Raw genomic sequence first — 13,923 nt, 5'->3', positions numbered from 1 at the left:
GCGGCATCGTGGTTTACACCGCGTCGGTCACCGCACCAGTGACTGGCTCACCAGTAGTAGTGACCCTGTCCAACGGTCAGACCATCACCATCCCGGTCGGTGAAAGCCAAGGTTCGGTGAACTTCACTGCACCGAACGACGCTCTGGCCGGCGGTAGCTCTCTGAGCACCACCATCACCAAGGCTGACGGCGGTAACTACGAGAAGCTGGAGATCAACGACAAGCCGGCTGAGACCTCGGTTACCGACACCCCTGACACCACCACTCTGAGCCTCTCGGCTACTGAGTCTGTGGCTGAGGGTGGTTCGATCATCTACACCGCCACCTTGACCAATGCCGCTGGTACGCCAGTGACCGTGACCCTGTCTAACGGTGCGGTGATCACCATTGCTGCCGGTGCCACTTCCGGCACCGCCACCGTCGCGGCCCCAGCCGATGACGTCTACAAAGACGCTGGCAAGGTTGAAGCCACCATCACCAAAGCGGACGGCGGCAACTTCGAGAATCTGGTCACCAACCCAGCACCTGCCGTGACTGATGTTACCGATACCATCGACACCAGTACCGTTTCGCTGACTGCTACGCCAAGCGTCGCTGAAGGCGGCATCGTGGTTTACACCGCGTCGGTCACCGCACCAGTGACTGGCTCACCAGTAGTAGTGACCCTGTCCAACGGTCAGACCATCACCATCCCGGTCGGTGAAAGCCAAGGTTCGGTGAACTTCACCGCGCCGAACGATGCCCTGGCTGGCGGTAGCTCCTTGAGCACCACCATCACCAAGGCTGACGGCGGCAACTACGAGAAGCTGGAGATCAGCGACAAACCGGCTGAAACCTCGGTTACTGATACGCCAGACACCACCACTCTGAGCCTGAGTGCTACTGACTCGGTAGCAGAAGGTGGCTCCATCGTTTACACCGCGACCCTGACCAACGCCGCTGGCACTCCGGTCACCGTGACCCTGAGCAACGGCGCGGTGATCACCATTGCCGCTGGCGCCACTTCCGGCACCGCCACCGTCGCGGCCCCAGCCGATGACGTCTACAAAGACGCTGGCAAGGTTGAGGCCACCATCACCAAAACGGATGGTGGCAACTTCGAGAACCTGGTCACCAACCCAGCGCCAGCTGTGACTGATGTCACTGACACTATCGATACGTCGACTGTCAGCCTGACCGCGACCCCGAACGTCGCCGAAGGTGGAACCGTGGTGTACACCGCGTCGGTTTCGGCTCCGGTGACCGGCTCGCCGGTTGTGGTGACCCTGTCCAATGGCCAGACCATCACCATTCCGGTCGGTGAATCCTCCGGCACCGTGAACTTCACCGCTCCCAATGACGCCCTGGCTGGCGGCAGCTCCCTGAGCGCCACCATCACCAAGGCTGACGGCGGCAACTACGAGAAGTTGGAAATCAGCGACAAGCCAGCTGAAACCTCGGTTACCGATACGCCAGACACCACCACCCTGAGCCTGAGTGCTACTGACTCCGTGGCCGAAGGCGGGTCCATCGTTTACACCGCAACACTGAGCAACGCGGCCGGTACTCCAGTCACCGTGACCCTGAGCAACGGCGCGGTGATCACCATCGCTGCCGGCGCCACCACTGGCACTGCCACCGTCGCGGCGCCAACCGATGACGTTTACAAGGACGCTGGCAAGGTTGAGGCCACTATCACCAAGGCCGAAGGTGGCAACTTCGAGAAGCTGGTGCCAAACACCACACCAGCGGTGACCGACGTTACCGACACCATCGACAACAGCACCGTCACGCTCAAGGCCACGCCTTCGGCTGCCGAAGGCGGCAACGTCACTTATACCGCCACCGTTAGCGCTCCTGTGACCGGTTCGCCCGTCACCGTGAACCTGGCCAACGGTGAGAAGATCACCATCCCGGTCGGCGAGACCACCGGTTCGGTGAGCATCAGCGCGCCGAACGATGTACTGGTCGGCCACACTCCGCTGACCAACTCCATCACCAACGTCAGCGGCGGCAACTACGAGAACCTGGTGGCTGACAAGACCCCGGTCAGCACCACCGTAACCGACACCGTCGACACCACCAGTGTCAGTCTCAGTGCCACCGGCACTGTGGCCGAGGGCGGTTCCATCGTTTACACCGCGACCCTGAGCAATGCTGCAGGCACTCCGGTTACCGTGACCTTGAGTAATGGTGCAGTAATCACCATTGCTGCCGGCGCCACCACTGGCACTGCCACCGTCGCGGCGCCAACCGATGACGTTTACAAGGACGCTGGCAAGGTTGAGGCCACCATCACCAAGGCCGAAGGTGGCAACTTCGAGAAGCTGGTGCCAAACACCACGCCAGCCGTAACCGATGTGACTGACACCATCGACAACTCCACCGTCACGCTCAAGGCCACGCCTTCGGCTGCCGAAGGCGGCAACGTCACTTATACCGCCACCGTTAGCGCTCCTGTGACCGGTTCGCCCGTCACCGTGAACCTGGCCAACGGTGAGAAGATCACCATCCCGGTCGGCGAGACCACCGGTTCGGTGAGCATCAGCGCGCCGAACGATGTACTGGTCGGCCACACTCCGCTGACCAACTCCATCACCAACGTCAGCGGCGGCAACTACGAAAATCTCGTGGCCGACAAGACCCCGGTCAGCACCACCGTGACCGACTCCGTCGACACCACCAGTGTCAGCCTCAGCGCCACTGGCACCGTGGCTGAAGGCGGTTCGATCATCTACACCGCGACCCTGACCAACGCAGCCGGTACTCCGGTGACCGTCACTCTGAGCAACGGCGCGGTGATCAACATCGCCGCCGGCAACACCACCGGTACCGTCACCGTTGCGGCGCCGGCTGACGACGTCTATATCGACGCCGGCAAGGTCAATGCCTCGATCACCAGCGCCACCGGAGGCAACTTCGAGAAGCTGGTGCCGGACACCACACCAGCGGTGACCAACGTGACCGACACCGTGGATACCACTTCGGTGGGCATCACCGGCAGCACTTCGGTCACTGAAGGCCAGACCGCCAGCTACACCGTGAGCCTGACGCATCCGGCGCAGACCGAAGTCACCCTGAAGATCAGCTACAGCGGCACCGCCACTGACGGTTCGGACTTCAGCGGCGTGTACACCGTGAAGATTCCGGCCGGCGCCAGCAGCGCCAACTTCAACGTCGCCACCATTGACAACAAGATCACTGAAGGCACCGAGAACTTCACGGTCAAGATCGATTCGGCCAGCGGCGGTAACTTCGAGAACCTGGTGGTGGGCAGTAACAACAGCGTCACCACCTCGATCATCGACAACGATGCGCCACCGGTCATCGACCTGGACGCCAACAACTCCAGCGGCGCCACCGGTGCCGACTACAAGGTCACTTTCACCGAAGGCACCACGGGCCCTGGCGTGTCGATCGCCGACACCGACCTGAGCATCACCGACCCGGACAGCACGATGCTGACCGGCGCCACCATCGTGCTGACCAACCGTCAGCCGGGGGACTCGCTGAACCTGGGCAACAGCGTCAACGGCATCAACATCAATGCCAACAGCAAGGACGGCTCGATCACCCTGACCCTGTCGGGCAACGCGACGCTGGCCGACTACATGCAACAGATCAAGAACATCACCTTCACCAACAACAGTGAAGACCCGAGCACCACGCCACGGACCATCACCGTGACCGTGACCGACGGCGGCAACTACTCCAATGTCGCCACCACCACGGTCAATGTGGTGGCGGTAAACGACGCCCCAACCGCCACCGGCGGCGCCGTGACCGGCAGCGAAGACAGCCCGCTGGCCCTGACCTGGTCCAACTTCGGCGTCAGCGACGTCGACAGCCCGGCTGCCAACCTCGGGGTGAAAATCACCCAACTGCCAGGTGACGGCAAACTGCAATACCTGGACGGTTCGACCTGGAAGGATGTGGCCAACAACCAGACCTTCAGCAAGGCCGATATCGATGCCGGCAAACTGCGCTTCACCCCGGACGCCAACGAATCCGGCACCAATGGCTACGGCGGCAGCGGCGTAGGCAACCAACAGGCCGATTACGCCCAGATCAAATTCCAGCCAACTGATGGCCAGGCCCTGGGCAGCACCGGTACGGTCACGGTCGACATCACCCCAGTGGCCGATGCCCCGACCCTGAGCGTGGCGGGTAACAACGTCAACTCGGTCGGTCTGCTCAAGGAAGTCTGGACCGGCCTCAGCGGCCTGGGCACCGACGGCAACGGCGCGTCCGCCAGCACCCTGAAATCGGTGATCGACGCCGCCGGCACGCCCAACAGCAGCAGCCTGGCGACCAACGTCCAGTCCGACGGCAACATCACCCCGGGCACCGCATCGAAGACCTCCGGCCTGATCTACCTGGAAGCCGGCAAGGCCTACACCTTCTCCGGCACCGGCGACGACAGCCTGCTGGTGACCATCGGCGGCAAGAACGTGGCCAGCACCACCTGGGGCGCGGGCGGTAACCTAAACGGTACCTTCACCCCGACCACCAGCGGCTACTACACCATCGATATCTACCACCACAACCAGAGTGGTCCGGGCAGCTACGACGTCAACCTCTCGGTCAACGGCGGCGCCGCGGTAGACCTGAGCAACGCCGGCGTGCCGCTTTACACCGGCGTCACCGACCTGACCAACGCCGGAGTTTCGGTGTCCGAGCTGCACGGCACCAACGGCGAGGGTTACTACGACGGCTACAAGCTCAACGAAGGCGGCGAAGGCGGCAGCGTGCATCTGTCGAAGATCAGCACCGGCCTGACCGATACCGACGGTTCGGAAACCCTGAGCGTGAAGATCAGCGGCATTCCTGCAGGCTCCGTCCTCAGCGATGGCGCCGGGCATACCTTCACCGCCACCGCGAGCTCCGGCGAAGCCAACGTCACCGGCTGGAACCTGGGCAACCTGACGGTCACCCCGCCGCCGTACTACAACGGCACCTTCAACCTCAACGTGACCTCGACCTCCACCGAGTCCCTGGGCGGTTCTGCCAGCACTTCGGCGCAGATCCCGGTCAAGGTCTACCCGGCAAACTACAACGCGATGGTCGCCACCGCCGACGACGATACCGTTATCGGTACCGACGGCAACGACATCGTGGTCGCCGACATCGGCGGCCTGACGGTGGTCCCGGGCACCAACTACAACATCGCCTTCATGGTGGACACCTCGGGCAGTATGAGCAGCGCCTCGATCACCGCGGCCAAGAACTCCCTGACCTCGGTGTTCAATACCCTGAAGAACAGCATCGGCAGCGCTGGCTCGGGCACCGTGAACATCTTCCTTGCCGACTTCGATACCCAGGTCAACAAGTCGGTAGCGGTGAACCTCAACGATCCGAATGCCCTGGCCCAACTCAAGGCCGTGCTGGATTCGATGGCTTCTGGCGGCGGCACCAACTATGAAGACGTGTTCAAGACTACGGCCAACTTCTTCCAGAGCAGCCAGGCCACCGGCAATACCAATGCCAAGAACCTGACCTACTTCATCACTGACGGCCAGCCGACCTTCTATCAGAGCGGCGAGCAGACCAATCCGACGCTGTACGGCAACGTGCGCCTCGATGACGTGGTGACCACCAGCAATTACAAGCTGGGGGATACCTTCAGCAAAACCATCGACAGCGATCACATTCTCAGCGTGAGCAGCAACGGTACGGTCAAGCTTCAGACCTACAGCACCAATTGGTGGGGCCAAGGCTCTTGGAATACTGCAACCTTGGGCACCCTGCATGCCCAGGGCGACGGCACCTACGAGCTGTCGAACCTGGCCGGCTCCGGCAGCAGCACCGATTACTACACCTCCACCAACTCCAGCAGCGGCTTTGCCTTGCTCAGCGGCCTGTCGAACGTCGAAGCCATCGGTATCAATAGCGGCGTCAGCCTCAACGACCTCAAGCCATACGACAGCGATGGCAAGCCGCAGACCAACATCGACCCGAACGATCTGGCCAATTCGATCATCGGTCACACCGAAGCCACCATGCCGGGGGCCGACAAGGTCAGCGGCGGCGACGGCAACGACATCCTGTTCGGCGACCTGGTGAGCTTCAACGGCATCGCCGGCGAGGGTTACCAGGCCATGCAGGCCTACGTGGCCGAGCAGAACGGGGTCGATGTGAGCAAGGTCACCACCAGCAACGTGCACCAGTACATCACCGAGCACTACAAAGAGTTCGATGTGTCTGGCAGCCATGACGGCAACGACACCCTGCTGGGCGGCGCCGGCAATGACATTCTCTTCGGCCAGGGCGGCAACGACACGCTGGACGGCGGCAAGGGCAATGACATCCTGCTGGGGGGCACCGGCAAAGACACCCTGATCGGCGGCCAGGGCAACGACATCCTGATCGGCGGTTCAGGTGCCGATACCTTTGTCTGGAAGGCCGGCGATACCGGCAATGACGTGATCAAGGATTTCAAGGCCAGTGAAGGTGACCGTATCGACCTGCGGGATCTGCTGCAGGGCGAGAGCGCCAGCACCATCGACAACTTCCTCAAGATCACCACCGTGGACGGGGTCTCGACTCTGCAGGTCAGTTCCGAAGGCAAGCTCAACGCCGCCGGGGGCCTGGCCAACGCCGACGTGACGATCAAGCTGGAAGGCAACAACTGGTCCAATGCCAACATCAACTCGTTGATCGCCGGTAGCGACCCGACCATCAAGATCGATCACAACAACAGCTGATCGGCTCCTGGCAGCCACCCCTGGCGGGTGGTTGCCGGGTCCTGGCCAACAGCCTGCGCCGTGACGATTGTCGCGGCGCACCGCATACTCGCGCTCTGAATGCTGCGCTGGCCTATGCTGCTGACAGCCGGATGCCTAAAAAAGCCTGAGGGATTTGCCATGTTCTACGTGCAACGCGATGCGCAAGGTCAGCTGATTCGCGTGGAAGCCGCCGCTTACGCCGAGGCTACCGAGACGCTGCCCGCCGATCACCACGAGATCCAGACCTGGTACGCCAACGAGGCGGTGGAAGTCAGTCTCAAGCAGCTCAAGCAGAGTGACCTGGAAATGATCCGGGTGCTGGACGACCTGATTCAGGTCCTGACCAGCAAGGGCGTGATTCGCGTCACCGACCTGCCGGCGGCGGCTCAGGCCAAGCTGATGGATCGCACCCAGGCCCGTGAGGCCCTGGGTGGACTCAGCCGGCTGATCAATGATGATGAAACCGGTTTGATCTGAAAGCCCCTCGCCTACAGGAGCCGGCTTGCCGGCGGATGCACGTTCAAGCCCAAGGTGCTGGCTCGCCGAACAGTTGCCCCTGCACGCCATACAGCCCCATCTCGCGAATCACCTGCAGCTCGCCCTGGGTCTCGACCCGCTCGGCAATCAGCGGCAGGTCGATGCTGTGGGCAGCCCGCTGGATAGCTTCGATAAACAGGCGTTTGTCGCTTTCCTGATCGATGTCGCGGATGTAGCTGCCGTCAATCTTCAGATAGGCCAGGCCCAAGCGCGCCAGGTTGCCGATCATGCTGAAGCGCCCGCCAAAGCGTTGCAGGCTGAGGGAGAAGCCCAGTTCCCGCAGGCGCCGGGTCAACTGTTCCAGCTGAATCTGCTCAGGCAGCTGTTCTTCACCAATTTCCAGGGTCAGGCGCGGCCCCAGATCAGAGTGCTGGCGCAGAATCTCGAATACCCGGTTCAGGGCCTGAGGATCTTCCAGGGTGGCTGCCGACAGGTTCAACGCCAGGCAGTGGTCATGTCCGACCATCTGCTTCAACACCTGTTCCAACATCAGCAGATCCAGGCGCGACGTCCAGCCAAAGCGCTCCAACCAGGGCAGGAAGCGCCCGGCCGGGATGGTCTGGCCCTGCTCGTCCAGCAACCGCGACAACACCTTGTAGTGCAGCACCAGCGTGGTGTCCTGGGCCGCCACCACCGGCTGGAAATACAGCTTGAAGCGCTGCTCCGACAGCGCCCGGTCCAGCAGCCGGTGCCAGGCATGGTGATCATCCCCGACTTGAGCTCCGCCCCCCTGATCCAGGCAGGCCCAGTTGGTCTCGCCCTGGGCTTCGGCCTGGGCCAGGGCCTGATCACCGAGGCTGAGCACCGCTTGTGGCGAATCTCCGTGAGCAAAGGCCGCCAGACCGATGGTGGCTACTGCGGCAACGTCGGTGGCGCCGGTGGCATGCAGGTTGCCCAGAGCGCTGTCCAGGCTTTGGGCCAGCTGGATGGCTTCCTCACGCACCAGGCCGGGCGCCAGTACGGCGAATTCGCCACCGCGGACCCGGGTCACCAGGTTCTGGGTTTCGGGGTACTTGTTGCACTCGCGCAGCAATTGCTCCCCCACCGCTTGCAGCAGTTGGTCGGTGCGCTGGCCCCCCAGACGCTGGTTCAGGCCAGCCAGGTCCTTGACCCGCAACAGCAGCAGGTAACCGGAACTGGCCTGCTCCGGGTTGCTCACCCGGGCATGCAGCTGCATTTCGAAATAACGCCGGTTGGCCAGCCCGGTCAGGCTGTCCTGGTACGACTCGATGCGCAGTTTTTCACTGCGCTCGGCCTGCTCCTGGAACAGCGCCTTGAGCTTCTCGACCATCTGGTTCATCGCCTGCACTACCCGGCGCAGTTCCGGGGTTCGGGGCAGTTGCGGCAGGCTGAGGAACTCGCGGCGGGCAATGGCATGGGACTGCTGGACCATGTAGTCCAGCGGCTTGAGCTGGCGCCGCAGCAACAGGGCACCGAGCACCGCGCTCACCGCGCCGCAGATCAACAGCCAGCCCAGGCTGCCCAGGGCGCTCTGCCAAAGCTTGGCCACGGCGAACATCGGATGGCTGAGCACCTCGACCCGCGCGGCCTGCTCCCAGCCGCGACTGACGATGGCGTCGCCGCCGGCAGGCTCAAGGCCGATGAGCTTGACGAACCACTGGGGCACATTGCTGACTTCCGGGATGCCGTTGCGCTCGACGATGGTCTTGTCGGTGGCCAGGTCCACCACCCGGATGCTGGCGTAGTAGCCGCTGTCGAAGATCGAACTGACCATCAGTTCGACCATCGCCGGATCGTCGATATTCGGTGTCAGCGACAAGGCCAGGGCCGTGGCCGCGTCCTGGGCATGGGAGCGCAGCTGATTGACATACTGGGTGCGCGAACTTTCCAGGCTGACCATGAAGCTGCCGCTGAAGGCGACCACCAGGAACACACAGATTGCGATCAACAGTTGTTTGAACAAAGACATCTGAGCTCGTGCTCCTAGTTAGTCGTCTCGACCGGAAAACCTTCGGCCTGCATTTTTTTCAACACGTCCTGCCAACGGGACAGGCGCTTGGTATCACCGACCCGCTTGTTGCCTTTGGCGCCCGGCAGCCATAACCCTTCGGCATTGAAGGAATACACCGGCAGCAGGTCGGTTCGCTCGCTGGCCGGGCGGATCGAGTCCTCCAGGCTATCGAGCACCAGCGGCATGGCGTCCGCCGTGGAATAGTAGGTCAGGACCATGTGCGCGCGGTTCTGGCGCAAGGCCTTGACGTAGGTGATGCGCAGTTTGTCACTGGACACCCCGAGACGCCGCAGGCTGAAGTACTTGGCAATCGCATAATCCTCGCAGTCGCCAGCGCCCTTCCATAGCGCCTCGATCGGCGTCTCCCAGTAGTCCACCTGACGCCACAGATCGATATCTTCCATGTAGCGCATGTTCTTATTGAAGAACAGGTTGACCACTTTCAACTGCTCGCGCTCGGACACCTGCTTCTGCGTGGCCAGCAGGTGCTGCCAGGCATCGATACGTTGCTGACCTTCGCCCAGGGGACCGTAAAGCGCCGTGGCACGGCGGCTGATCAGGGAAAAATCCCAGTCGGCGTGCAGACTGCCCAGCAGCGCGCCAGCCAGCAGCAGTGCCGAGCAGAACCAGCGCAAGGTCCGAAAAAGAGCTAAACGTGCCGCCAATGCAATGAGTCCATGGGAGCTGTCGTAAATCGGCTGATGGTGAAGGCTGGCCCGACAAAAAACAATGGCACCTTACAATCACCGGCCACCAGGGAAGGGCCTGCATTCAACACTCAGAGAATAGCGTCAAGTGGCATTTGCGTTGCCGGCGACAGCCCATGAATTTCACCAGTGGCCACGTGCATTCAGCCGCGCCAGCCACTATGTTAGAAACCATTCGCGGACTGGGACGTCCCCCTCCAACGGCCTCTTGTCCGCAACGAGATCCCGCCCACGGGCCACCTTGCTTAAGGAAAAGCTGTGTACACCGACACCCGACAATGGACGCTGGTGATCAACTCAGGGCACGCCACCCGCATACGCCTGATCTGCTTTCCCCAGGCCGGGGCGGCAGCGGAGCAACTGCGGGTGTGGTCCAACAGCCTGGCCGATCACATCGAGCTGGTGGTGATCAACCTTCCGGGGCACGGCCCACGCCGCGACGAAGCGCCCTGTGACAACTGGCCGAGCCTGCTGGAAAACACGTTCGCCGCCCTCAATCCCTGGCTCGACAAGCCCCATGCGCTGTTCGGCCACGGCCTGGGGGCACTGTTGGCGTACGAAACCTGCAAGTACGCCCAGGAGCGGTTTCCACAGCAGACCCGCCACCTGTTCGTCTCTGGCTGCCGCAGCCCTGACAGCCTGCCCCGTCGGCCTTTGCTGCACTCATTGCCCATCGAGGCATTCCGCGAAGCGATCCTGACTCTCGGCGCCAGCCCCCTGGAGATGCCCCGGGGGCAAAACGACCTGCAATCCTACGAACGTTTGCTGCGCAACGGCCTGAAACTCTTCGAAACCTGGTACGACACCTCCAGCGGCTGCCTCGACATACCGCTGACGGCTTTCTATGGCAGTGAGGACCCGCTGGCGACAGCCAACCATATGCTCAACTGGCGAGAGTTCACTGGGCGCGAATTCGAACTGATTGAAGTGGCCGGCAACCATTTCTTCATCAAGTCTCAGCGCCAGCGCCTGTTGCAGGTGATCAACACGCACCTGGGGCTGCTGGGGGAACACCTGGCCTGAACGCCGCCCATGAAAAAGCCCGCTCTGCTGTGATGCAGGAGCGGGCTTTAGGGGCGGTCCCTGATGGCCTCAGATCTTGAAGCTGTCCACCAGTTGCTTCAGGCGGCTGGCCTGCTGCGACAGTGCATCACAGTCCTTCAGGGTTTCATTGAGGTTGGCAACGCCCTGCTGGTTCAACAGGTTGATCTGGTTGATGTCGACGTTGAGGGTCTCCACCACCGCGGTCTGTTCCTCGGTTGCCGCAGCCACCGACTGGTTCATGCCATCGATCTCGCCGATCCGCTGAGTCACGCTGATCAACCGTGCACCGGCCTGGTTGGCCACTTCGACGCTCTCTTCGCTGGACGCCTGGCTGGCATTCATGGTCGAGACCGCCTCGCGGGACCCGACCTGCAGGGAGGTGATCATCTTGTGGATCTCTTCCGCCGACTCCTGGGTACGGTGGGCCAAGTTACGCACCTCATCGGCTACCACGGCGAAACCACGGCCGGCTTCACCGGCACGGGCCGCTTCGATGGCGGCGTTGAGGGCCAACAGATTGGTCTGCTGGGAGATGCCCTTGATCACATCAAGAATGTGCCCGATGTTGTCGGTGCTGGCATTCAGAGTCTCGATCTGGGTGCAGGACAGGCTGATCTTCTGCGACAGCTCGGTCATCGCCTGGATGGTCTGCTCCACCACTTGGCGACCGTCGTCGGCCTGCTCGCTGGCGCCACTGGCGTGTTGCGAGGCATCGGCGGCGTTGCGGGCGATTTCCTGGGTGGCAGCACCCAGTTCGTTGATCGCTGCGGCCACGCTGTTGGTGCGGGCGCTCTGCTCGTCGGAACCGATGATCGATGCATTGGACGATGCCATCACCCGTTGCGACAAGTCATGCACCTGGCGAGTAGCCGAGGACACTTCGGAAATCGAGGCGTGAATCCGTTCCACGAACTGGTTGAACGAACTGCCCAACTCGCCGAACTCGTCCTTGCTTTCCACGACCAGACGCCGGGTCAGGTCGCCTTCGCCCTGAGCAATGTCCTGCATCGCCCGGCCCATGGTGATCAGCGGGCGCATCAGCACCTGGATCAGCAGAGTCAGCAATACCGCAATCACCGCCACAGCGATAAACATGGCGATCAAGGCAGAAGTACGGAACTGGCTCAGTGGCGCGTAGGCCTTTTCCTTGTCGATGGACAGGCCGATGTACCATTCGGCATTCGGCAGACCGGTCACCGGGGTGAAGGAAAGGATGCGTTCCTGTTTGTTCAGGACCACTTCCTGGTTGCCGCTGGCGATCCGTACGTTGGCGCTGGGATAGATGTCCTTGAGGTTCTTCATCACCTGGTCTTTGTCCGGGCTGACGATCACCTGACCGTCGGCGCTGACCAGGAAGGCATGGCCCAGGCCGCCGAAGTCCACCGAGTTGATGATCTTCACCAGGGTTTCCAGGCTCAGGTCGCCACCGACCACACCGAGTAATTCTCCCTGCTTCTTCACCGGCATGGCGATGGTGACCACCAGACCGCCGACAGCCGCCATGTAGGGCGGGGTCAGCATGGTTTTATCGGCGGTTACGGCCTGTTTGTACCAGGGCCGCTGACGCGGATCGTAGCCGTCGGGCATCTTCGCATCAGGACGCTGGGTGAAGGTGCCATTGGCCTGGCCGACATAGGTGAACTGGAAGTTCGAGGTGAAGGCTGGCTGATCCACCAGGCCCGGGAAGTCTGCGTTGTGACCTTGGTGGGCAACGTTCTGCGCCAGGTTCTCGAGCACCAGGATTCGCCCGCTCATCCAGTTCTGCACGCTGCTGGAGGTGAGCTCACCGGCCTGCTGGATGGAGGACTCGAGGTTCTGTCGGATAGTGTTTCGCTGCAAGTAGTCGTTGTACAAAGTGAACAACGCAAAAGCCAGAACCACTACGCCGGAGGCGGCCAAAAGGATTTTATGGCTGAACTTGAGATTCATTTCATGGGACTTCTTATGCCGAAAGTGGGGATGCGTCCGTAAAGCAACATTCCATGTAACAGTGCAGGCGACATTCTCCGGCCGCTCTACTTTGGTGCACACATGTCTTATCAGTCTTTCGGCAAGAATCCCCGAACCCTTAGAGATTTATCTGAATTACTTGTCTGAACTTGCCGATTCCCGCCGAACGGCATGCCAGAGCGTCCGCCGCGCATTTTCAGATGACCGACAGCTTGCTGCTCACAGCCAAATCGATAACCCCTCCACAACAGCCCGACTAATTGTCATTTGTGGCAATCAGGCCGGCAGGCCTCCATGTCATCAAGCAAGTTCGCCGTCCAGATCAGCAGGGCACTCAGCGCCCACTTCTGGTGGAGAGCCGGCATGCCTTCCTCAACTCTATGAAGCATACGGAGCAGCGCCACTACTGGCACCCGGAGCGCTGGTGGACCGAGTGCAGACCGAATATCCAAGGCTGCAGGAGTATCCACAAGAGGCCGGACACTGCGTTGCTGGCAGTTTGTACCACGTACGGAACTACCACCCGCAGGCGTTATGCCAAAGCCATTGGGTGCTTTATCTAGATTCGGTCAGTGCTCAAGCGCTTTGGGGGGAACCTGCGGCTTACAGAGAGAACCTGGTGCCGTTTCTGCTTGAATTCCACTGCAACCCTGGTCTTGCCCGGCAATTGTGGGCTGTGGCTGATGGCATTTATATCTGGTGGTGCAAGTTGATTGCCCGCAGGAGCGGCAAGCGGCGTAGAGTCCGGCGTTAAGGATAGAGTCGAACGTTGGTAATAGCCGTCTGTTCAAGGCAGCTACAGGTACTCTGCAGGACCTTGTGACTTGATTACCCAGACTTTATCGAGCGCAAAAACAAAACCCCTGTCTGCGTCAGCAAACAGGGGTTTTGGAATTTAATCTTGACGATGACCTACTCTCACATGGGGAAACCCCACACTACCATCGGCGATGCATCGTTTCACTTCTGAGTTCGGGATGGGATCAGGTGGTTCCAACGCTCTATGGTC

Annotated in this window: 5 protein-coding genes, 1 rRNA gene and 1 pseudogene; 3 read left to right on the top strand and 4 right to left on the bottom strand. The window is 61.4% G+C overall.

What is annotated here, in order from left to right:
• Nucleotides 1-6,683, top strand: a pseudogene (locus J5M73_RS30415) (LapA family giant adhesin); the annotation flags it as partial.
• 159 nt (nt 6,684-6,842) lie between these two features.
• Entirely contained in the window at nt 6,843-7,181 is a 339-nt protein-coding gene (locus J5M73_RS30410) for a tryptophan synthase subunit beta (protein WP_102861886.1), read from the top strand.
• A gap of 43 nt (nt 7,182-7,224) precedes the next feature.
• On the opposite strand, the gene lapD is transcribed toward J5M73_RS30410, so the two are convergent.
• Both lapD and lapG read right to left on the bottom strand, forming a co-directional pair.
• Entirely contained in the window at nt 7,225-9,171 is a 1,947-nt protein-coding gene (lapD, locus tag J5M73_RS30405) for a cyclic di-GMP receptor LapD (RefSeq protein ID WP_102861885.1), read from the bottom strand.
• Nucleotides 9,172-9,185: 14 nt separating this feature from the next.
• Nucleotides 9,186-9,878, bottom strand: coding sequence for a cysteine protease LapG (gene lapG, locus J5M73_RS30400; RefSeq protein WP_102861884.1), 693 nt, complete (start codon nt 9,876-9,878; stop codon nt 9,186-9,188).
• A gap of 300 nt (nt 9,879-10,178) precedes the next feature.
• Between lapG and J5M73_RS30395 the strand changes: the two genes are divergently transcribed.
• Complete coding sequence (locus tag J5M73_RS30395; RefSeq protein WP_102861883.1) at nt 10,179-10,943, top strand: alpha/beta fold hydrolase; 765 nt, start codon at nt 10,179-10,181, stop codon at nt 10,941-10,943.
• 69 nt (nt 10,944-11,012) lie between these two features.
• On the opposite strand, the gene J5M73_RS30390 is transcribed toward J5M73_RS30395, so the two are convergent.
• Together J5M73_RS30390 and rrf are read right to left on the bottom strand one after the other, a co-directional pair.
• Nucleotides 11,013-12,893, bottom strand: a complete 1,881-nt coding sequence (locus tag J5M73_RS30390) for a methyl-accepting chemotaxis protein (RefSeq protein WP_102861882.1) — start codon at nt 12,891-12,893, stop codon at nt 11,013-11,015.
• A gap of 920 nt (nt 12,894-13,813) precedes the next feature.
• A 5S ribosomal RNA gene (rrf, locus tag J5M73_RS30385) occupies nt 13,814-13,923 on the bottom strand; the annotation flags it as partial.

The organism is Pseudomonas sp. 50_B (assembly GCF_017491625.1).
GTDB classification, from domain to species: Bacteria; Pseudomonadota; Gammaproteobacteria; order Pseudomonadales; family Pseudomonadaceae; genus Aquipseudomonas; species Aquipseudomonas danubii.
This window is presented reverse-complemented; position numbering and strand designations above follow the sequence as displayed.